Origin of the sequence: Streptococcus sp. NLAE-zl-C503, from assembly GCF_900104285.1 — a bacterium.
GTDB lineage: Bacteria > Bacillota > Bacilli > Lactobacillales > Streptococcaceae > Streptococcus.
The window spans coordinates 63,855-85,267 of record NZ_FNJT01000001.1 but is presented as its reverse complement, the minus strand read 5'-3'; the positions used below and the strand labels follow the sequence as shown (position 1 = coordinate 85,267).

The following is a 21,413-nucleotide window of genomic DNA, read 5'->3' as shown; positions in this document are numbered from 1 at the left end:
AGTATACAGTTCGGAATGACGACACTATCACAGGTTTCTGCCAGCTACTCCCTTGAGTAGTACTATTATATCAAAATTTGAACAATTTTCAAGGGTTTAAATCAGATGAAACAAGACTAAATTTGAATTTTCCCTTGAAAACCAGTATAATGGTAGAATACTATATGACTAGAAAGGAAGCCCGATGAACCAATCCATGTCAAATCTCAAATTGGCAGAACGTGGAGCCATTATCAGCATTTCAACCTACCTCCTCTTGTCTGCAGCAAAATTGGCAACTGGTCGCCTCCTGCATTCTTCCAGTTTGGTAGCAGATGGTTTCAACAACGTATCCGATATTATTGGAAATGTTGCTCTCTTGATTGGGATTCGGATGGCCCGCCAACCTGCAGACCGTGACCATAGCTTTGGTCACTGGAAGATTGAAGATTTGGCTAGCTTGATTACTTCCATCATCATGTTCTATGTTGGTTTTGATGTACTTCGGGACACCATTCAGAAAATCCTTAGTCGGGAACAAACACCCATTGATCCTCTGGGTGCAACTCTAGGAATCATTTCTGCAGCGATTATGTTTGTGGTCTATCTCTACAATACACGCCTCAGTAAGAAATCCAAATCCAAGGCTCTCAAAGCAGCTGCTAAGGACAATCTTTCCGATGCTGTCACCTCGCTTGGGACTTCCATTGCTATCTTAGCCAGCAGTTTCAATTACCCTATCGTGGATAAATTGGTCGCTATCATCATCACCTTCTTTATCTTAAAAACAGCCTATGATATCTTTATCGAGTCTTCCTTCAGTCTTTCAGATGGTTTTGATGACCGTCTGCTAGAGGACTACCAAAAGGCCATCATGGAGATTCCAAAGATTAGTAAGGTCAAGTCCCAAAGAGGGCGGACCTACGGTAGCAATATCTACCTTGATATCACCCTGGAAATGAATCCTGACCTATCAGTCTATGAAAGTCATGAGATTGCGGACCAGGTCGAGTCCATGCTGGAAGAGCGTTTTGGAGTCTTTGATACCGATGTCCATATCGAGCCAGCTCCCATACCTGAGGACGAGATTTTAGACAATGTCTATAAAAAACTGCTCATGCGTGAGCAATTGATTGACCAAGGAAATCAGCTAGAAGAACTCCTTGCTGAGGACTTTCTCTATATCCGTCAAGATGGAGAGCAGATGGATAAAGAGGCTTATAAGTCTGAAAAAGAACTTAGTGCTGCGATTAAGGACATTCAGATTACCTCCATTAGTCAGAAAACCAAACTCATTTGCTATGAGCTAGATGGTATCGTCCACACCAGTATCTGGCGTCGCCATGAAACTTGGCAAAATATCTTCCACCAGGAAACAAAAAAAGAATAGAGAAATCCTGTCGTTGAGACGGGATTTTTCTATTCTTCTAACTATCAAACTCACTTAGATACTCATAGCGTTCGTATTTTTCAAGGAGTTCTTCGTTTTTCTCGTCTAGTTCTTTCTGAAGGGTCGCTAGCTTACCAAAGTCAGAGCCATTTGCCTGCATCGCCTCTTCAATTATAGCGATACGATTTTCTAAGGCCTCAATATCCCCTTCAATGCTTGCCCACTCCTGCTTTTCTTGGTAGGTCATACGCTTCTTTTCTTCTCGAACTTTGACCGCTTTCTCTTTTTCGGCCTTTTGCACTCGATTCGCCATCTCTGTTTCAAAGGCTTTTTCATCAATATAGTCGGTATAATGACCAAAGAAAGTACGGATACTTCCATTCTCAAAGGCAAGAATCTTGGTCGCTACCTTATCAAGGAAATAACGGTCGTGGCTGACTGTCAAGACAGGGCCTGCAAAACCTTGCAAGAAATTCTCTAAGACTGTTAAGGTCGCAATATCTAGGTCATTTGTCGGCTCGTCCAAGAGAAGTACATTTGGTTTCTCAAGGAGAAGTTTGAGAAGATAAAGACGTTTTTTCTCTCCACCAGACAATTTCTCAATCAAGGTTCCATGCGTCGAACGTGGGAAGAGGAACTGCTCCAGCAGCTCAGCAATGGAAGTCGTAGAACCACCACTGGTCTTAACCTCTTCTGCTACTTCCTGCAGGTAATTGATAACCCGTTTGCTTTCATCCAAACCTTCAATTTGTTGAGAGAAATAGGCGATGCGAACCGTCTCACCGATGATCACTTGACCTTTAGTCGGCTCAAGACTTCCTGCGATGAGATTAAGCAGAGTTGACTTCCCCACACCATTATCCCCAACGATTCCGATACGGTCTTTGGCTTGCACCAATAGATTAAAATCTTGCAAAATGGGCTTGTTTTCATAGGCGAAGGAAACATTCTGAAACTCGATGACTTTCTTCCCAATCCGACTGGTTTCAAAGTTCATGGTCAAGTCTGTTTCAGCAACTCCACCTGAAACTTCTTTTTTCAAGTCGTGGAAACGATTGATCCGAGCCTGCTGCTTGGTCGCACGTGCCTGTGGTTGTCTGCGCATCCAGGCCAATTCTTGCTTATAAAGTTGTTCTTTTTTGTGAAGGAGAGCAGCGTCACGCTCATCTTGCTCCGCCTTAAGGCGAACATAGTCCTGATAATTACCCTGATACTCGGTCAAGCCTGCTCGGTCCAACTCGAAAATTCGTGTTGACAAAGCGTCTAAGAAATAACGATCGTGGGTGATGAAGAGAACGGTCTTCTTGGAATTTTTCAAAAAGAGGGTCAGCCACTCAATAGTCGCAATGTCCAGGTGGTTGGTCGGCTCGTCCAGAAGCAAGAGGTCGTGGTTTCCTAGGAGAACTTGCGCCAACTGGACTCGTCTTCTTAGACCACCTGACAGTTCCCCAACAGGAGTTGATAAGTCCTGAATACCCAACTTGCTGAGAACGGTCTTGACCTGACTCTCGATTTCCCAAGCTTGGAGAGAATCCATCTCCGCCATGACCCGTTCCAAACGAGCCTGCTTGTCCTCACTGTAGTTGAGCATGATCAACTCATACTCACGAATCAGCTGAATTTCTTTGAGGTCGCTGGACAGAACCGTATCCAAGACCGTCTTGCTATCGTCAAAATCTGGATCCTGGGTCAAATAGCCAATCTGATAATCATTCTTAGCCAAAAATGGACTGACATCCCCATCAAAGCCAGAAACACCTGAAAGAACATCTAAAAGGGTGGTCTTACCCGTTCCATTAACACCAATCAGACCGATTCTATCTAAATCATGGATGATAAAAGAAATATCTTTAAAAACGGTCTTGTCACCGACGGATTTGCTTAGTTTTTCAACGATAAAATCACTCATCTTTTCTCCCTCAGGTAAGCATGGATAGCTTGACGATTATTTTCCAATTCTCCATCGACAATGGCAAACTCAATCTCTGTTAAAACCTCTCCCAAGTCTGGCCCAGGCTGGTAACCATATTCCTTGATTAAAATACCACCGTTGATCTTGATTTCTTTCTTATCATGAATGGTCAAACTATGGTAAGTTTCTTTGATGGCTTGTGGATTGACTTCTTTTCCTTGAGCCTGACGAAGACTTTCAGCTTGTAGAAGGGAATCCAAGTCAAAGCGGTAACAATCGCGCTTGCTCAGCTCTCCTTCTTCTCGCAAAGCTAAAATGGTCAGCAAATCCTGTACTTGCTTGGCAAATTGACGTGAGGTCTTCCAATGTTTCAAAAATGGCTGTGCATCTTTAATCTCCAAAGTCCACAATAGAGCCGCCCAGGCTTGCTCAGAAGACTCAAAGGTGAAATCCGCCTCTAAATCAAACAATTTTTGAAGCTTTTCTCGACTGGCTGCCATATCAGGAAGATAATCATAAGCTTGACTCTCAATCATGGAAGACAGGCCAACTCGCCAAAAAGGTGCCAGCAAGAGTTTATCAAACTCAACGAAGGTGCGCTCCACAGAAATCTTCTCCAAGAGCGGCGTCAAGGATTTCATAGCTTCAAATGTTTCTCGCTCAAGTTCAAAACCAAGACTGGCCTGAAAGCGAAAACCACGCATAATACGCAGAGCATCTTCGTTGAAACGCTCACTAGCAATTCCAACTGCTCGCAAAACTTGATTTTCCAAATCTTCTAAACCATGGAACAAGTCAATGATTTCGCCTATCTCATCCAAGGCAAAGGCGTTGACTGTGAAATCACGACGTTTGAGGTCTTCTTCTAGCGAACGCACAAAAGAAACCGCACTCGGTCTGCGATAGTCCACATAGACATCCTCCGTCCGAAAGGTAGTTACTTCATACTCTTCATCGCCATCTAAGACCAAGACTGTTCCATGCTCAATTCCGATATCTACAGTTCTTGGAAAGATTTTCTTGGTTTCCTCTGGATAAGAAGAGGTCGCAATGTCCACATCATGGATGGGACGATGGAGAAGGGCATCTCGAACAGAGCCCCCAACAAAATAGGCCTCAAAGCCTGCTTCTTTAATTTTTTCTAATACTGGTAAAGCCTTCTGAAATTCAGAAGGCATTTGTGTTAATCTCATAATAAGTGTTCTAATCCATAGACAAGCTCATGACGCTTGACAACTTCTTTGATTCCCAAATTCACCCCTGTCATGAAGGAGCTGCGATCATAGGAGTCATGACGAAGGGTCAATCCTTCTCCCTGATTGCCAAAGATGACTTCCTGATGGGCTACCAAGCCTGGTAGACGGACTGAGTGGATGCGCATGCCATCAAAGTCTGCACCACGAGCACCCGCAATCAATTCTTCCTCATCAGGTGCACCTTGTTGGATAGACTTTCGAACTTCCGCCATCAGCTCAGCCGTTTTAATGGCTGTTCCACTCGGAGCATCTTTTTTCTTGTCATGATGGAGCTCGATAATCTCTACATTTGGGAAATATTTGACAGCCTGCGCCGCAAATTGCATGAGCAAGACAGCTCCCAAGGAAAAGTTAGGGGCAATCAAGCCACCCAAATCTTGTTCACGGGAAAATGCTTTTAGTTCTGTAATTTCTTCACTAGTAAAGCCTGTTGTTCCTACGACAGGAGCAAAGCCATTTTCAAGAGCAAAACGTGTATTTTCGTAGGCAACGGCTGGTGTAGTAAAATCTACCCAGACATCCGCTTCAAAACCAGCCAAGTCAGTCTTATCATTGAAGACAGGAATTCCCTGCCATTCTGACTCAGACTCAAAAGGATCCAAAACTGCGACCAAGTCCAAGTCTGGATCAGCCAAGACCATCTGACAAGCAGCTTGGCCCATCTTTCCCTTAAACCCGGCAATAATTACTCGAATACTCATCTCTACTCCTATCTAAGATACAAAGGACGTTAGCTGCCCGTGAAAAATAGGGAATGGCGCTGACTTTCCACGAAAGGCAAGACAGGCATCTTTTTTCAAGAGGCAGATAGTCTGTGTTCAATTTCTAAGATACAAAGCCTGTAAGAACAATCTAGACGATTGGTGTATAGCTCAAGGCAATACTGCCTTCTCCAAGGTGGGTTCCAATGACACTACCAAAGCTAACAATTGGAATCTCAGAAGTCACACCACTCTCAATCAAGAGTTGGCGCAAATCTGCCGCCTTTTGAGGTGCGTTACCATGAATGACTGTAATACGGTAGTCCCCATCTTTTGTCAACTCTTTGATGATTTCCACCAAACGTTTTGTTGCCTTCTTTTCCGTACGTACTTTTTCGTAAACTTCAATCACCCCTTGGTCATTAAAGTAGAGGATAGGCTTGATACTGAGGAGATTCCCTAAGACAGCAGCTCCATTTGACAAACGTCCTCCCTTAACCAAGTGGTCGAGGTCATCTACTATGATAAAGGCTGAATTATCAGCAATTTGGATAGCCAACTTCTCCTGAATCTGGGCAAAATCATCGCCCTGTTCTGCCCATTCAAAGGCACTCTCCACCATAAATCCTAGAGGGGAACTTGTGATATGGGTATCAGGAAAAGCAATGGTCAACCCTTCATACTCGTCCAACATGTATTGGATGTTCTGATAAAAGCCTGAAATTCCTGACGAAAGAAAGAGTCCCAAGACATGGGTATAGCCTTCATCTTTCAAGGAACTTAGAATCTCATCCAATTTGGCAATACTTGGTTGACTGGTCTTAGGCAATTCTGCAGACTGAGCCATTTTTTGATAAAATTCCTCAGCAGTCAGATTGACACCTTCAACATACTCCTCCCCATCAATATTGACAGGAATATCCAAGATAAATAGATTCTCTCTTTGCAGCGTCTTCTCCTCTAAATAGGCTGAAGAATCTGTAATGACAGCTAATTTCATGACTAAAACTCCAAATTGATCCCTGGAAGATCCAAGGCGATTTCTGTTACTTCATAAGTCAAACGATTAAGCATGTTCAAACATGGACGTGCCAAGGTTTCGACTTCTTCTTGGTTAAATTCGCTTGGTTCGTTGACAATACGACCTTCCACATGGTTAACTTGAGAAATTGTTCCACTGATGACAAATTTGTCAAAGACAATCATAAAGCTCAAGATAACAACAAGCGAAGTCACTTGGTTTTCTTGGTCATGTTGGAGTAGCTGAAAGTTCACGTCTACCTTGGTTTCAGGAGCTCCATTTTCATTTTCCCATTCAAAGTTACGAGCATCAAAGTGATACTGGCTAACAAATTCTTGTTCTCGTTTAAGATTCATTTTTCTCTCCCATTGCTACAATTTACTATGCAATTGTACCACATTTTTATCTTTTCATCTAGTTTTCTAGGCTTTAGTCAATCCCGATTTCAGCTTTCACAACAGCAGCAATCGTATCTACGTAGTAGTTAACTTCTTCTGTTGTAGGGGCTTCTGCCATGACACGCAAGAGGGGTTCTGTTCCACTCGGACGGACAAGGATACGACCGTTCCCTGCCATCTCTTCTTCCATCTTTTCGATGATTGTCTTGATAGCTGGTACTTCCATGGCCTTTTCTTTCATGGCATTTTCCACTCGGATATTGACCAGTTTTTGTGGGTAAATCGTCACTTCTGATGCTAGTTGAGACAAGCTCTTGCCTGTTTCTTTCATGATTTTAGTCAATTGAACAGCTGATAGTTGACCATCACCAGTTGTATTGTAGTCCATCAAGATAACGTGGCCTGATTGTTCACCACCAAGGTTGTAGCCTGATTTTCTCATTTCTTCAACAACATAGCGATCTCCAACTGCAGTGACTGCCTTGTTAATGCCAGCACTATCCAAAGCCTTATGGAAACCAAGGTTAGACATGACGGTTGTCACGATGGTGTTTTGAGCCAACTGGCCTTTTTCAGAAAGGTATTTCCCGATGATGTACATGATCTTGTCACCATCAACGATATCGCCATTTTCATCAACAGCAATCAAACGGTCACTATCACCGTCAAAGGCCAAACCAATAGCAGACTGGCTTTCTTTTACTAGTTCTTGGAGAGCTTCTGGGTGAGTTGAACCAACATTTAGGTTGATGTTAAGACCATCAGGTGTTTCCCCAATTACAGTCAACTGGGCACCCAGATCAGCGAAAATTTGACGGGCACTTGTAGACGCTGCACCGTTTGCTGTGTCCAAGGCCACTTTCATTCCCTCAAGAGGAGCTCCAGTTGAAACAAGATAGCCTTCATACTTACGCAAACCTTCTGGGTAATCCACTAAGGTTCCCAAGCCTTCTGCACTTGGACGAGGAAGAGTATCTTCAGCAGCATCCAGCAAGGCTTCAATTTCTGCTTCTTTTTCATCATCTAGTTTGAAGCCATCCCCACCAAAGAATTTAATTCCATTATCAAGGGCTGGGTTGTGACTCGCTGAAATCATGACACCCGCACTAGCTCCCTCAGTTTTAACCAAATAAGCTACTGCTGGTGTTGCAAGGACACCGAGTTTGTAGACGTGAATCCCTACTGATAGAAGACCTGCCACCAAGGCAGATTCTAGCATTTCTCCTGAGATACGTGTATCACGTCCTACAAAGACTTTAGGTGCTTCCGTTTCGTGTTGACTGAGGACATAACCTCCAAAACGACCCAATTTAAAGGCCAATTCTGGCGTCAATTCTACGTTTGCTTCTCCACGGACTCCATCAGTCCCAAAATATTTACCCATTTTATTTATCATCCTTTTCTATTATTTATTATTGTTTAGACGAATCTGATTTCGTTTCTGAACTCGTTGAAGACGAACTGCCCTCTGAGGAACTTGTTGACGAGTTACTCGAACTAGACGCTGCTGTTTTTGTTGTAATTTTCATTGTAGTGTCAAACGGCATAATGACGCTTGGCAAAACATTTCCATTTTTATCAACTGCTTGTAGAGGAACAGAAGCCGAGTAGTTACCTGTTATCCGTTCACTCGTCGGTAAGATGGCAATGACACGATCTACTTTAGAAAGAGTCTCCTCGTCACTAATAACCGTTACTTTTTCATCTGACACAGTGACTGTATCAATTTTCACACGAGAATCAATCTGACTAGGGTCAATCTCCGGCACAACGATTACATTATCACGTTTTGCTTTTTTACCAACCTTCACTGTTATCTTTTGCGGAGTTGCAACAGCGGTCAAACCACTCGGTAAATTTTCAATGGTTAGAGGAACTTCGATGGTTCCTACACTGGCATTTGTCAAGTCAGCTGTCACCTTGAATTTGCGCGTACTTTCCTGCATTTCGCTTGCCAAAGCAACTCGATTGGAACCTGTCAAGAAAACCGTTACTTCTGACGTGAAGCCACTGATAAAGTACTGGTCGCTATCATACTGAATATCTATTGGGACATTAAGGACCGTATTGGTGTAGGTTTCCGTCCGCACCTGTCTAGCACTATTGCTATTCTGATAGTTTGTTGAAGTCGCATAGATAAAAAGAATGCAGGCGAAAAAGAAGGAAGAAATAATATAAAGACTATTTTTTCTCATGTTTCAATCCTCCCAGCAAGCGCTCTTTCAGACCATGTTTTTCCTCTGATGTTGGAAGCAGGATTCTTCTCAGTTCAGATTCAAACTCTTCAAAGGTCAAATCGTGCTTAAAGACTCCATTATAGGTGATTGAGATTCCACCTGTTTCCTCCGAAACCACAAAGGTAAGAGCATCCGATACTTCCGACAAACCAATCGCCGCCCTATGCCGTGTTCCAAACTCTTTGGAAATCTCTGTATTTTCAGTAAGTGGCAAGTAGGCTGAAGTAACAGCAATCCGATCTTCTCGGATAATGACCGCTCCATCGTGCAAGGGAGTGTTAGGAATAAAAATATTGATGAGCAATTCAGCTGAAATCTTGGCATCTAGGGGAATCCCCGTCGAGATGTATTCCTGTAAAGTTCTCACTCGTTGAACTGCTACCAGAGCACCAATTTTACGCGGACTCATGTATTCGACTGATTTCACAAAGGCACGAATCATTTGCTCTTCTGCACTAATAGGTGCATTGGAGAAGAAATCAGTAGCCCGGCCCAACCGCTCTAAACCCGTCCGAATCTCCGGTGAAAAGATGACCACCGCTGCGATGACCCCGTAGGTGATGATCTGATTGATCAACCAAGAAATAGTCGTTAAACCAATCATATTGGAGAGAATTTGAGCTAGAATGAAGACCAAAACTCCCCGAACTAAGATCATGATTTTGGTACCTGCAATGGCCTTTGTAAAATGATACAAAATATAAGTCACAATGAGAATATCAATCAGATTGATGACTATAGTCCAAGGGCTTGAAAACAAACTCGTCCAGTATTGCAAGTTGGAAAATTGCTGAAAATTCATCTCTAGTTCCCTCCCTATCAAAACACGTTCCGTTCTATTATACCATTTTCTAACAATTTTTTCCCTATCCTGCTTCATTTTAATTTGATTAAAAATATGATAAAATAAACTGACTAGAAAAAACGAAGGAGAAATCATGTCTCAACTCTATGATATTACCATTGTAGGTGGCGGTCCTGTCGGCCTCTTTGCTGCCTTTTACGCCCACCTACGCCAAGCCAAAGTCCAAATCATCGACTCTCTTCCCCAGCTCGGTGGTCAACCAGCCATCCTCTACCCTGAGAAGCAAATCCTTGATGTGCCAGGTTTTCCAAACTTAACTGGAGAAGAGTTGACCAATCGCTTGATTGAACAGCTAAACGGCTTTGAAACACCTGTTCATCTCAACGAAACCGTTCTTGAGATTGAAAAACAAGATGAAGGATTTGCCATCACAACCAACAAGGGAAGCCACCTGACTAAAACAGTCATCATTGCCATGGGGGGAGGCGCCTTCAAACCACGGCCACTCGAATTAGACGGCGTTGAAAACTATGAAAATATCCACTACCACGTATCCAACATTCAACAATACGCAGGCAAGAAGGTGACCATCCTTGGTGGTGGGGACTCAGCTGTTGACTGGGCTCTAGCTTTTGAAAAAATTGCGCCAACTACTCTCGTTCACCGCAGAGATAATTTCCGCGCCTTGGAACATAGTGTGCAAGCCCTGCAAGAATCATCTGTAACCATCAAGACACCTTTCGTTCCTAGCCAACTCCTCGGAGATGGTAAAACACTCGACAAACTAGAAATCACCAAAGTCAAATCAGATGAAACCGAAACTATCGAAGTAGACCACCTCTTTGTCAACTACGGTTTCAAATCATCTGTCGGCAACCTTAAAAATTGGGGTCTGGAGCTTAGCCGTCACAAAATTATCGTTAACAGCAAACAAGAATCCAGTCAAGCAGGTATCTACGCCATTGGGGACTGCTGCTACTATGAAGGAAAGATTGACTTGATCGCTACAGGACTAGGTGAAGCTCCAACAGCTGTTAACAATGCCATCAACTACATCGACCCTGAACAAAAAGTTCAACCCAAACACTCGACCAGTTTATAAGAAAACAACCACGAATTGAATAATTCGTGGTTTTATAATTCATCTGCAATCTTGTTTATTTTTCTAAGTCTGTGATTGACGCCACTTTTGGTTAGGGGATTGCTCAGGCTATCTGCCAACTGCTGGATAGAGTAGTCTGGATGCTGGATCCGCAAGCGAGCTACCTCCTGCAAATCCACTGGTAAATTTTCCAAGCCCATTCTATCTTTGATTTTACTGATATTATTGATAGTCTTCATGCTGGCAGAAACCGTCCGAGCGATATTAGCTGTTTCGGCGTTATTGGCTCGATTGAGATCGTTACGGGTTTCACGCAAAATCTTAACTCGCTCGAAATCATCACGCGCCTGCATGGCCCCAATCACGATCAAGAAATCCATGATGTCCTCTGCACGCTGGAGATAGGTAACCGCACCTTTCTTGCGCTCAATGACCTTGGCGTCCAGCAAAAACTGCTGGAGAAGAGAGGCCAATCCTTGGGCATGGTCCAGATAAACGGAACTAATCTCCAACTGGTACTTGCCAGACTCAGGATCTCGGATGCTACCATTTGCCAGAAAGGCTCCACATAAGTAAGCACGACCAGCTTCTTCATCTGCTAAAATATCGGGATCGATACCTGTCTCCAAACCAAAGAAGGAATCCGCAAGTCGCAAGTCAGCTAAAAGCTCCTGCACTCTCTCATCGGTATAGACCGTGTAGACACGATTCTTGCGAAGATTGCTTCTCTGATGGTGTCGAATCTCAGACTTGATCTCATAAAAATGGAGAAAGGACTCATAAAGGTGACGAGCTAACTTGGCATTTTCGGTCACGACTGACAAGGTCAGGCCTGAAGTCGAGAGACCGATACTGCCAGACATCTTGATAATGGCAGACAATTCATGACGACTGAGATGATGTTGACCAAGAATTTCCTCTTTTACTGCAACTGTAAAACTCATTTTCTCACCTGTATGATGCGCATCAATTCATCCACAATCAAATCGCCATCATGGAAGGCTCCTCCATTTTCCAAACGAAGGAAGTTGGATGAAATCACACGAGGGACCTGTTTGCAAAGACCAGCAAAATCATGCTCTACCTGAACCAAATACTCATCAAAACGGTTAGTATCCATGTATTCTCTAGGAACCTTCTCGATATTGACCAAGACCGTATCAATAAAAGGCCGACCTAAGTGTCGATGGAGGACTTCCACGTGGTCACTGTCTGAAAAGTGCTCTGTTTCCCCACGCTGGGTCATGATATTGCAGACATAGGCGATCTCCGCTTTGGTCTCTAAGAGAGCCTGCCCAATCTCCTCAATGACAATATTTGGCAAAATCGATGTAAAGAGGGAACCAGGCCCCAAGACGATCATGTCACTCTCGAGAATGGTATTGACTACTCGACGGCTGGCTTGTGGTGTTTTATCATCCAGAGTATTGGTCACATAGACATGGTCGATCATGCCTGGATGATCTGCAATGTGGCTCTCACCTGCCACCTCAGAACCGTCTTTAAAGACTGCATGCAGTGTCAAAGGATGATCGCTTGAGGGGTAGATCTTTCCTGTTGTGTGAAAGAACTTACTGAGTAATTGCATAGCATTGTAGGTAGACCCTTGCATTTCAGAAAGCCCTGCTATGATGATATTTCCTAGTGGATGGCCAGCAAAAGCTCCAGCCTCTTCTGAAAATCGGTACTGAAAAACCTTCTCATAAAACTTAGGCATATCCGACATGGCTACCAGGACATTGCGAAGATCACCTGGTGGTGTCAGCTGTTGGATATTCTTTCTTAGCTCACCAGAAGATCCACCATCATCAGCTACTGTTACGATGGCCGCGATATCAACATCCTTTTCTCGCAAGCTTTTCAAAATGACGGGGATACCAGTCCCTCCACCAATCACCGTTATTTTTGGTTTTCTCATGAACGGTTTACCGTTTCCTTTCTTCTGTCTTTGTCACGATGGCTTTCATTGACAGGCCAGTTTTTAGCAAGGTCCTCAGCTATGCGCTTGGCAAAGGCAACACTACGGTGCTGTCCACCTGTACATCCTACTGCAATGGTCAAGACGGACTTGCCTTCTTTTTTGTAACTTGGCAAGATCGGCTCAATCAAGGCTAGCAAGTGCTGATAGAAATTTTCAGACTCTTCATGATTCATCACATAGTTGTAGACAGGCTCATCCAGCCCCGTTTGATTACGCAGCTCTGGTAGGTAATAGGGATTTGGTAAGAAACGGACATCAAAAACCAAGTCTGCATCAATAGGGATACCATACTTGAATCCAAAAGACATGACCTCAATACGGAAAGACTGGGCTTGTTCTTGGTCCGAAAATTGCTCAGCAATGGTTTTACGCAGTTCACGCGGAGTGAGTTCTGTCGTATCCACCACGTTTTGACTCATGTTTTTCAAAGGTGCCAAGAGTTCACGTTCTAGCTTGATGCCATCTAAAATCCGACCATCTGCTGCTAGAGGGTGACTTCTTCTAGTTTCCTTGTAACGAGCGACCAATTCCTTATCTGCTGCGTCTAAAAAGAGGATTTTGAAATCCAAATCGTCTTGGTTTTCCAATTCATCCAAAACAGCCTGAATCTCTGAAAAGAAAGAACGGCTCCGCATATCGACTACCAAGGCCAGTTTGTGGTCATCATCCTTGGTCTCGACCAACTGTAAAAACTTCGGCAAGAGGGCTGGTGGCATATTGTCAATAGTGAAATATCCCAAATCCTCGAAGGACTGAATGGCTACCGTTTTCCCTGCACCACTCATCCCTGTTACAATCACAAGGTGAAGTTGTTTTTTTGTCATCTATCTCTCCTTATATCAAAAAAAGTTTGGCAGAGCCAAACTTCAACTAGCTTATCCAATCTCTGCGATCACTTCAATTTCGACTTTTACATCACGAGGAAGACGTGCAACCTCTACAGCTGAACGAGCTGGAAATTCCTCTTTAAAGGCAGTCTGGTAAACCTCGTTAAAAGGAACAAAGTCGTTCATATCGCTCAAAAAGCAAGTTGTTTTGACAACGTGATCAAAGTCCGTTCCTGCTTCTGCCAAAATGGCACCGATATTTTTCAAGACTTGTTCTGTCTGTTCTTGGATGGTCTCTCCTACAATCTCCCCAGTTTCAGGAGAAAGAGGAACTTGCCCACTAGCAAATAAAAGATTGCCAACGATTTTCCCTTGAACATAGGGTCCGATTGCCTTTGGAGCCTTGTCTGTGTGAATAGTTTTTGCCATTATTTCCCTCATAATTTTTCTAAAATAGCATCCCAAGCTTCATTCATCCCTGCCTTGCTGATAGATGAAAAGAGGATGAAGTCGTCACTTGGATCAAAGTTTAATTTCTTTTTGATTGCAGATTCGTGCTTGTTCCACTTACCACGAGGAATCTTGTCCGCTTTGGTCGCAACGATGATAACCGGAATCTCATAATACTTGAGAAATTCGTACATCTGCACATCATCTGCTGATGGGTCGTGACGGAGGTCAACCAGACTGACCACTGCACGGAGATTTTCCCGAGTTGTTAGGTACTCCTCAATCATGCGACCCCACTTTTCTCGTTCCTTTTTGGAAACGCGAGCGTAGCCATACCCAGGAACATCCACAAAGCGCATCTTGTCATCGATGTTAAAAAAGTTAAGAAGCTGGGTTTTCCCAGGTTTTCCAGAGGTACGGGCAAGATTCTTGCGGTTGAGCATGGTGTTGATAAAGCTGGACTTCCCAACATTTGACCGCCCTGCAAGGGCAATCTCTGGCAGTCCATCCTGCGGATAGTGGGACTTGTTTGCAGCACTGAGCAAGATTTCAGCATTGTGTGTATTGATTTCCATAGTCACCTCTAGGCTGTTTCTAGGATTGGTTTTTCCGTTCCATCGACAGCTTCTTTGGTGATGCGGACCAGTTTCACATTTTCTTGACTCGGTACTTCAAACATAACGTCTAGCATGGTTTCTTCGATGATTGATCGAAGACCACGCGCCCCTGTCTTGCGTTCGATAGCCTTATTGGCGATTTCTTGAAGGGCTTCATCGTCAAATTCCAACTCAACGTCATCATAAGAAAGCAAGGTTTGGTATTGTTTCACCAAAGCATTTCTTGGTTCTTTCAAGATGCGAACCAAGTCATCGACCGTCAATTGCTCAAGAGCTGCAAAAACAGGCAAGCGTCCAATCAACTCTGGAATAATACCGAATTTTTGAATGTCTTCTGCGATGATTTCTTGCATGTAGGAGCTGTTTTCATCAATCGCTTTATTATTTTGGCCGAAACCAATAACTTTTTCACCCAAACGTTGTTTAACGATTTCTTCGATGCCGTCAAAAGCACCACCCACGATGAAGAGGATATTCTTGGTATCCACCTGAATCATCTCTTGTTGTGGATGTTTGCGTCCACCCTGAGGAGGTACGCTGGCTACAGTCCCCTCGATAATCTTGAGAAGAGCTTGTTGCACTCCTTCACCCGAAACGTCACGTGTGATAGACACATTCTCGCTCTTCTTGGCAATCTTGTCAATTTCATCCACGTAGATAATCCCACGCTCTGCACGTTCGATGTTAAAGTCAGCAGCCTGCAAGAGTTTGAGGAGGATGTTTTCCACGTCCTCACCCACATAACCGGCCTCAGTCAGAGCTGTCGCATCTGCGATAGCAAAAGGTACGTTCAAGCTCTTAGCCAAAGTCTGAGCCAAGAAAGTTTTCCCTGAACCAGTTGGACCAATCATCAAGATGTTTGACTTCTGCAAATCCACATCTTCTGACTCTTCACGCGTATCGTGAAAATTGATGCGTTTATAGTGATTGTATACAGCCACTGCCAAGGCACGTTTGGCACGATCCTGACCGATCACGTAGTGGTTCAAGATGTTGAGGAGTTCAATTGGTTTTGGTACTTCAGACAAGTCTGCCAAGACTTCCTCGGCCAACTCCTCCCGAATGATTTCCTGGGCCAACTCCACACATTCATTACAGATAAAGGCGTTGTTCCCAGCGATTATTTTCTTTACTTCTTCTTGGCTTTTGCCACAAAATGAGCAATAAACCATCATATCATTTTTCCTATTTGTAGGCATGATTTCCTTCCGTTCTATATTTTCATTCTATCTAAAATAAGGTCATATAAAAAGCATGGACACTGTTCACCAGATTGGTAAAAGCATTCAACCAGAGTAAGGCAGACAGTCCATAGCGCTTCTTACGAAAAGCCTGTGCTCCCGCCAAGATACAGATTACACACAAGAGTGCTGTAAAAAATCCAAATATACTGCGCTCCATTAGACTTCCTTTCTCTTTCGGTATTGGATGGTGAAATCATAGTCGTTTTTCTCATCTCGGGTGTAAGATTTGCTAGCAACTGTCTCAAAAAGAGACAAGTCAAAATCCTCAGGGAAATAGGTGTCTCCCTCCACCTGAGCATGAATCTGTGTCACGATGATTTCATCTAGATAGGGCTCAAAAGCCTGAAAAATCTGTTTCCCACCAATGATATAGAGATTTTTTTCCTGACTCTGATACCACGCTAAAACAGACTCCACATCTTGAAACACAAGCGCTCCATCCACGACTTCGTCACTGTTTCGTGTCAAAATCAAGGTTTGGCGTTTGGGAAGCAGACGACGCCCCATTCCATCAAAAGTCACTCGTCCCATCAAGATGGCGTGGTTCAAAGTTGTTTCCTTAAAATGTTGTAATTCTGCTGGCAAATGCCAAGGAAGACGGTCTTCTTTGCCAATCACACCTTTTTCATCTTGGGCCCAAATGGCTACGATTTTCTTTGTCATGCTTCCATCCTTTTCATTGATACTACTATTTTATCAAAAATCTCCCAAAAAGACTGTTTTCAAATGCTCCCAAAGAGAGAAAAGAAGCAGGCTAGCCTTAGCCTGCTTCACCTGTCACTCGGACATGCGTTTTTTTGCTTCTGATTTAATTTTTTCGACCACTTCTTGGATACTTAATCCAGTTGTGTCAAGGTAAACTGCATCCTCCGCTTGTTTGAGAGGAGATGTTTCGCGATGACTATCTTTGTAATCACGTGCCGCAATCTCTTCTTTCAGCGTTTCCAAGTCAGTCTCAATCCCTTTAGCAATATTTTCCTTGTAACGACGTTCTGCTCTTTCTTCAACAGAAGCCACTAGGAAAATCTTGAGTTCAGCTTGTGGTAAAACAACTGTCCCGATATCACGCCCATCCATGACGATACCACCTTGCTGGGCAATCTCCTGTTGGAGAGAAACCAGTTTCTCACGTACTTCAGGAATGGCAGCAATGCTTGAAACCTTGTTGGTCACTTCATTTTCACGAATCGGATGAGTAATATCAACATCCCCTACAAAAACAAGTTGTTCGCCTGCCTCCGAACGTCCAAAACTAATAGGGTGTTGGTTAAGAAGCTCAAGAAGTTGGTCTACATTTCCTGCATCCAACTGGTGTTTGAGAGCTATATAAGTCGCAGCACGGTACATAGCACCCGTATCAAGATAAGTGTAGCCAAAATCCTTGGCAACAATCTTTGCGACCGTACTCTTACCACTGGAAGCAGGACCATCAATAGCAATTTGAATTGTCTTCATTTCCGACTCCTATCTAGTCTTGATGACATCACCTGGGTTGGCAAACCAAGTTCCTGATGACATATGAGAAGGATTTAGAGCTTCTAGTTGGGCAATGGAAATCCCTGCACGCTGAGCGAGAGCTGCTTCTCCTTCTCCAGGTTGCACAGTAAGCGTTCCTTCCCCATCTGTGTGTTCTTCAGAACTACTTTCTGAAGGAGTTGATTCTTTCGTTTCTTGAGCTTTACTAGTAGTGGAAGAAGACGCTTCCACTTTAGAGGTTGACGATGGAGCTGAAGAATCATAAAAGTCCTTCAAGGCAGCTGTGCGGTTACTTCCTCCAGTAGAAAGGTAAATCAATACAACTACCATCGCTACAACGATTACAAAGAAGAGGCTAGCTAGAATGGTTAAGACACGATTGGCAACAACGCCTTTCCCTTTTTGTTTACGGCGACGACGATCTGTTCTTGATTCTTCCTCATTGTTTTCATAAATATCTTCTTGCCACGGTTCTTTTTCCATACCTTACTCCTTGTTTTTTTTGCATTTTCTTATTACAATATAAATATGAAAGTCACACTTATACTCGAACGGTGCATCGCCTGCGGGCTTTGCCAGACCTATTCTGAACTCTTTGATTACCATGATAATGGAATCGTTCGCTTTTACGATGATCCAGTTGAATTGCAAAGAGAAATCGCTGAGACCAGCGATGTTCTGGAGGCCATCAAAAATTGTCCTACACGTGCACTTCTAAAAGATCCGTCATAGTTTAAAAGGGAGATTGATATTGTAGATTCTTTTTATCACTTTAATCCCTTCATCTACTAGTTTAGCATATTTCTAGGTAAAATTATAGTCTTTTCTGGTTATTTTTCCCTTCGAAAATAGAAAGATCACTTTTTTCTTTGACGAGATAGAGTGGTCTTTTTTTGGTCTCTAGATAAATCTTGCTGATATACTTACCGAGAATCCCAATAGTCAGGAGTTGAATCCCTCCAAGGAAGAGAATGACAGCCATCAGTGAGGTCCAGCCAGATGTCGGATTCCCTAAGATAAGGGTCCGAAAAACCACAAAAACAGTCATCATAAAAGAAATAAAACAAGATAGGAGTCCCGCTACAAAGGCTATACTCAAGGGAAAATCTGAAAAGTTGAGAATCCCTTCAATCGAGTAAAAAAAGAGTTGCCTAAAACTCCAACTGGTCTTGCCAGCCTGTCTTTCGACATTTGGATAGTCCAGATAGTGCGTTCGAAAACCAACCCAGGCAAAGAGCCCCTTAGAAAAACGATTGGACTCGGTCAGGGTTAAAATAGCATCTACCACAGGCCTTCTCATCATCCGAAAATCACGGACGCCTGAGGGGAGAGCTACTGGGTTAATTTTTTGCATGAGGCGATAAAAAAGATCGGCACAGAAACTGCGAAAGAAGGGTTCTCCCTCCCGACTGGTTCTCCGTGTCCCAATACAGTCTAAATCTGCATTCTGATCTAGTAAGGCTTTCATTTCAAACAACATACTAGGAGGATCCTGGAGGTCTGCATCCATCACGACAACCAGGTCTCCAGTCGCATGCTGCAAGCCTGCATACAGAGCCGCTTCTTTCCCAAAATTTCTCGAGAAAGAGATATAATGTACCGCAGGATTTTGTACCCGATAGGTCTTCAAAAGCTCCAAAGTGCCATCGCTTGAACCATCATCCACAAAGACATACTCGATCTCTGCTCCCAATTCTGGAAGCAGTGCTTCAACAGACTGATAAAAAAGAGGAAGTACTTCCTCTTCGTTTAGACATGGGACAATGATTGAAATCATCATCTTAGTCTTCAAATCCATTTGGATGCTTGCTTTGCCAACGCCATGCGTCTTCACACATTTGGGTGATGTCAAGTTCCGCTTCCCAACCGAGTTCTGCTTTAGCTTTTGCTGGGTCTGAGTAGCAGGCAGCGATATCACCTGGGCGGCGTTCTACGATGCGGTAAGGAATAGGACGTCCCACCGCTTTTTCCATGTTTTGGATAATTTCAAGAACTGAGTAACCTTTACCAGTTCCAAGGTTATAAACATTAAGGCCTGAACCTTTTTGGAGTTTTTTCAAAGCTGCAACGTGACCTTTGGCTAGGTCTACAACGTGGATATAGTCACGAACCCCGGTTCCATCTTCTGTATCGTAATCATCTCCAAAAACTTGTACTTGCTCTAGTTTGCCAACTGCCACTTGTGAAACATAAGGTAAGAGGTTGTTTGGAATGCCGTTTGGATTTTCTCCAAGGTCTCCACTTTCATGAGCACCGATTGGGTTAAAGTAACGAAGCAAGACCACATTCCATTCTGAGTCTGCTTTGTAGATATCCGTCAAAATTTCCTCTAACATGAGCTTAGTACGACCGTATGGATTGGTCACTGAAAGTGGGAAATCTTCCAAGATCGGAACTGTATGAGGATCTCCGTAAACTGTCGCCGAAGAACTGAAGATGATGTTCTTACAGTTATTTTCTTCCATGGCTTTTAGAAGGCTGACAGTTCCTGCGATATTGTTGTCATAGTAGGCAAGAGGGATACGAGTTGATTCGCCAACAGCCTTCAAACCAGCAAAATGAATGACACCAGTCGGCTCTTCCTGCTTGAAAATATCTCTTAGGGTATCTGTGTCACGGATATCTGCCTCATAGAAAGGAATCTCAACTCCTGTAATTTTTTCAACAACTTCTAAACTTTTACGGTTGCTGTTGACAAGATTATCCACCACAACAACTTGATGACCTGCTTGGATCAATTCAATAACAGTGTGAGTTCCGATAAATCCGGCACCACCAGTTACCAAAATCTTTTCTTGCATCTTTTTTCCTCGATTCTCAGATTATTTTTTCTTATTTTACCATTTTTGACAGGGAATGTCATTTGCCATCCTAAACCACCTGCTAAAATTTCAGTAAAATTTTATTCACTTTTTACTCGTTTGACATAGTTTGCAATTGGATAATTTACTGGATCCAAGGTCAACTCCTTATCTTGGATCAGTTGAGCTAAGTGGTAACCAATGATAGGACCAGTTGTGAGGCCTGATGAACCTAGTCCACTGGCTGCATAGACACCTGATAATCCTGGCACCTGTCCAAAGAAAGGAGAAAAATCACTAGTATAGGCGCGGATTCCTACACGCTCACCTGATGATTTTGCTTCTGTCAAGGTTGGGTAGTGAGGCAAGGCCACATCCTCCATTTGTTGGAGCAAGGTTTCATCCACTGTCAAGTCAAATCCCATGTCATTTTCATGAGTAGCTCCTAGGGACAATTTCCCACCTGCAAAAGGAATTAAATCCCACTCCCCTTCTGGCATGACAACTGGGTAAGATTCTAGGTCTTGATAAATCTGATAGTCTCGAAGTTGTCCCTTTTGGGGACGAACATCTACCTCATAACCTAAAGGTTCCAAAACATCCCCCAACCAAGCTCCCATAGCCAAAATAACCCGATCAAACACATCTTCGCCAATCTGGTAACCTGATGTTAAAGGTGTCAGACTCACTTTTTCTTTGACCAGCTTGACCTGACTGGTTTCTAGCAGACAAGTCACTAAGAGCTGGCCATCCACCCGTGCCCCACCAGAAGCATAAAGCAGGCGGTCAAATCCCTGCAAACCAGGGAAAAACTCATTAGCTGAGGCTTGATCCATGATAGCTAACTGGCCTATTAAAGGAGAATCTTCTCTGCGCTGGAGGGCTAGTTCATAGAGCTCTTCCAACTTGGATTCATCCTTTTTCAGGAGAAAAACTCCCGAACGCTGGTAAAAATCGATTTCCTGACCAGACTTTTCTAAATCAGCCAACAAATCCACATAAAAGTCAGCTCCCAAGCGCGCCATCTTGTACCAAGCTTTATTGCGGCGTTTGGAGAACCAAGGACTGATAATTCCCGCTGCTGCCTTGGTAGCCTGACCTTGTCCATGGTCAAAAACGGTTATCTCTAAATCCGCTTCTTTAGAGAGGTAGTAGGCAGCAGTTGCCCCTACAATCCCTGCTCCAATAATGGCAACTTTTTTCATTGTTTTCACTT

General features: G+C 43.5%; 24 protein-coding genes. 3 read left to right on the top strand and 21 right to left on the bottom strand.

Annotated elements, in window-relative coordinates:
• The first annotated feature begins 184 nt into the window (after positions 1 to 184).
• Complete coding sequence (mntE, locus tag BLS46_RS00410; protein WP_093584598.1) at positions 185 to 1,369, top strand: CDF family manganese efflux transporter MntE; 1,185 nt, start codon at positions 185 to 187, stop codon at positions 1,367 to 1,369.
• Positions 1,370 to 1,406: 37 nt separating this feature from the next.
• Here mntE and BLS46_RS00405 read toward each other — a convergent pair whose 3' ends face one another.
• From BLS46_RS00405 to cdaA, 8 genes are all read right to left on the bottom strand, one after another.
• Entirely contained in the window at positions 1,407 to 3,278 is a 1,872-nt protein-coding gene (locus tag BLS46_RS00405) for an ABC-F family ATP-binding cassette domain-containing protein (protein ID WP_093584595.1), read from the bottom strand.
• On the bottom strand, positions 3,275 to 4,474 hold the full coding sequence (locus BLS46_RS00400; protein WP_093584592.1) for a CCA tRNA nucleotidyltransferase: 1,200 nt from the start codon (positions 4,472 to 4,474) through the stop codon (positions 3,275 to 3,277). The genes BLS46_RS00405 and BLS46_RS00400 overlap by 4 nt, the downstream gene beginning before the upstream one ends.
• On the bottom strand, positions 4,471 to 5,238 hold the full coding sequence (gene dapB / locus BLS46_RS00395) for a 4-hydroxy-tetrahydrodipicolinate reductase (RefSeq protein WP_093584589.1): 768 nt from the start codon (positions 5,236 to 5,238) through the stop codon (positions 4,471 to 4,473). The genes BLS46_RS00400 and dapB overlap by 4 nt, the downstream gene beginning before the upstream one ends.
• Before the next feature lie 151 nt (positions 5,239 to 5,389).
• Positions 5,390 to 6,238 carry a DegV family protein gene (locus BLS46_RS00390; RefSeq protein WP_093584586.1) on the bottom strand — a complete coding sequence of 283 codons (849 nt, stop codon included), beginning with the start codon at positions 6,236 to 6,238 and terminating at the stop codon, positions 5,390 to 5,392.
• 2 nt (positions 6,239 to 6,240) lie between these two features.
• On the bottom strand, positions 6,241 to 6,615 hold the full coding sequence (locus BLS46_RS00385) for a DUF1149 family protein (RefSeq protein ID WP_001050092.1): 375 nt from the start codon (positions 6,613 to 6,615) through the stop codon (positions 6,241 to 6,243).
• A gap of 73 nt (positions 6,616 to 6,688) precedes the next feature.
• Entirely contained in the window at positions 6,689 to 8,041 is a 1,353-nt protein-coding gene (gene glmM / locus BLS46_RS00380; RefSeq protein ID WP_093584583.1) for a phosphoglucosamine mutase, read from the bottom strand.
• A 28-nt stretch (positions 8,042 to 8,069) separates the two neighbouring features.
• Positions 8,070 to 8,852, bottom strand: a complete 783-nt coding sequence (locus BLS46_RS00375; RefSeq protein ID WP_093584580.1) for a CdaR family protein — start codon at positions 8,850 to 8,852, stop codon at positions 8,070 to 8,072.
• Complete coding sequence (cdaA, locus tag BLS46_RS00370; RefSeq protein ID WP_001010979.1) at positions 8,839 to 9,696, bottom strand: diadenylate cyclase CdaA; 858 nt, start codon at positions 9,694 to 9,696, stop codon at positions 8,839 to 8,841. Before cdaA ends, BLS46_RS00375 begins: the two co-directional genes overlap by 14 nt.
• A 136-nt stretch (positions 9,697 to 9,832) precedes the next feature.
• On the opposite strand from cdaA, the gene BLS46_RS00360 reads away from it, so the two are divergent.
• Positions 9,833 to 10,801: an NAD(P)/FAD-dependent oxidoreductase gene (locus BLS46_RS00360; protein WP_093584577.1), complete on the top strand. Its 969-nt coding sequence runs from the start codon at positions 9,833 to 9,835 to the stop codon at positions 10,799 to 10,801.
• 32 nt (positions 10,802 to 10,833) lie between these two features.
• Here the strand turns inward: BLS46_RS00360 and whiA are convergent, their stop codons facing one another.
• The 10 genes from whiA to BLS46_RS00310 form a co-directional block, all read right to left on the bottom strand.
• Positions 10,834 to 11,745: a DNA-binding protein WhiA gene (whiA, locus tag BLS46_RS00355; RefSeq protein WP_093584574.1), complete on the bottom strand. Its 912-nt coding sequence runs from the start codon at positions 11,743 to 11,745 to the stop codon at positions 10,834 to 10,836.
• Complete coding sequence (locus BLS46_RS00350; RefSeq protein WP_093584571.1) at positions 11,742 to 12,719, bottom strand: YvcK family protein; 978 nt, start codon at positions 12,717 to 12,719, stop codon at positions 11,742 to 11,744. The genes whiA and BLS46_RS00350 overlap by 4 nt, the downstream gene beginning before the upstream one ends.
• The gene (gene rapZ, locus BLS46_RS00345; protein WP_093584568.1) at positions 12,716 to 13,606 is read right to left on the bottom strand and encodes an RNase adapter RapZ; all 891 of its coding nucleotides are present in this window, start codon (positions 13,604 to 13,606) and stop codon (positions 12,716 to 12,718) included. Before rapZ ends, BLS46_RS00350 begins: the two co-directional genes overlap by 4 nt.
• A 51-nt stretch (positions 13,607 to 13,657) precedes the next feature.
• On the bottom strand, positions 13,658 to 14,038 hold the full coding sequence (locus tag BLS46_RS00340) for a RidA family protein (RefSeq protein WP_001140420.1): 381 nt from the start codon (positions 14,036 to 14,038) through the stop codon (positions 13,658 to 13,660).
• Positions 14,039 to 14,046: 8 nt separating this feature from the next.
• Complete coding sequence (gene yihA / locus BLS46_RS00335; protein ID WP_093584565.1) at positions 14,047 to 14,634, bottom strand: ribosome biogenesis GTP-binding protein YihA/YsxC; 588 nt, start codon at positions 14,632 to 14,634, stop codon at positions 14,047 to 14,049.
• An 8-nt stretch (positions 14,635 to 14,642) separates the two neighbouring features.
• Positions 14,643 to 15,875, bottom strand: coding sequence for an ATP-dependent Clp protease ATP-binding subunit ClpX (clpX, locus tag BLS46_RS00330; protein WP_002874765.1), 1,233 nt, complete (start codon positions 15,873 to 15,875; stop codon positions 14,643 to 14,645).
• A gap of 31 nt (positions 15,876 to 15,906) precedes the next feature.
• Complete coding sequence (locus BLS46_RS00325; RefSeq protein ID WP_093584562.1) at positions 15,907 to 16,077, bottom strand: hypothetical protein; 171 nt, start codon at positions 16,075 to 16,077, stop codon at positions 15,907 to 15,909.
• The gene (locus tag BLS46_RS00320) at positions 16,077 to 16,583 is read right to left on the bottom strand and encodes a dihydrofolate reductase (protein WP_093584558.1); all 507 of its coding nucleotides are present in this window, start codon (positions 16,581 to 16,583) and stop codon (positions 16,077 to 16,079) included. The genes BLS46_RS00325 and BLS46_RS00320 overlap by 1 nt, the downstream gene beginning before the upstream one ends.
• A 114-nt stretch (positions 16,584 to 16,697) precedes the next feature.
• Positions 16,698 to 17,375, bottom strand: coding sequence for a (d)CMP kinase (gene cmk / locus BLS46_RS00315; protein ID WP_038805527.1), 678 nt, complete (start codon positions 17,373 to 17,375; stop codon positions 16,698 to 16,700).
• A gap of 9 nt (positions 17,376 to 17,384) precedes the next feature.
• Positions 17,385 to 17,879 carry an SAG1386/EF1546 family surface-associated protein gene (locus BLS46_RS00310; protein ID WP_093584555.1) on the bottom strand — a complete coding sequence of 165 codons (495 nt, stop codon included), beginning with the start codon at positions 17,877 to 17,879 and terminating at the stop codon, positions 17,385 to 17,387.
• A 45-nt stretch (positions 17,880 to 17,924) separates the two neighbouring features.
• Between BLS46_RS00310 and BLS46_RS00305 the strand changes: the two genes are divergently transcribed.
• Entirely contained in the window at positions 17,925 to 18,128 is a 204-nt protein-coding gene (locus BLS46_RS00305; RefSeq protein WP_180364024.1) for a ferredoxin, read from the top strand.
• A gap of 82 nt (positions 18,129 to 18,210) precedes the next feature.
• On the opposite strand, the gene BLS46_RS00300 is transcribed toward BLS46_RS00305, so the two are convergent.
• From BLS46_RS00300 to BLS46_RS00290, 3 genes are all read right to left on the bottom strand, one after another.
• The gene (locus tag BLS46_RS00300; RefSeq protein WP_093584549.1) at positions 18,211 to 19,176 is read right to left on the bottom strand and encodes a glycosyltransferase family 2 protein; all 966 of its coding nucleotides are present in this window, start codon (positions 19,174 to 19,176) and stop codon (positions 18,211 to 18,213) included.
• Between the two features lies 1 nt (position 19,177).
• Positions 19,178 to 20,197 carry a UDP-glucose 4-epimerase GalE gene (gene galE, locus BLS46_RS00295; RefSeq protein ID WP_093584546.1) on the bottom strand — a complete coding sequence of 340 codons (1,020 nt, stop codon included), beginning with the start codon at positions 20,195 to 20,197 and terminating at the stop codon, positions 19,178 to 19,180.
• Between the two features lie 101 nt (positions 20,198 to 20,298).
• Positions 20,299 to 21,402: an NAD(P)/FAD-dependent oxidoreductase gene (locus BLS46_RS00290; protein WP_180364023.1), complete on the bottom strand. Its 1,104-nt coding sequence runs from the start codon at positions 21,400 to 21,402 to the stop codon at positions 20,299 to 20,301.
• Positions 21,403 to 21,413: the final 11 nt, after the last annotated feature.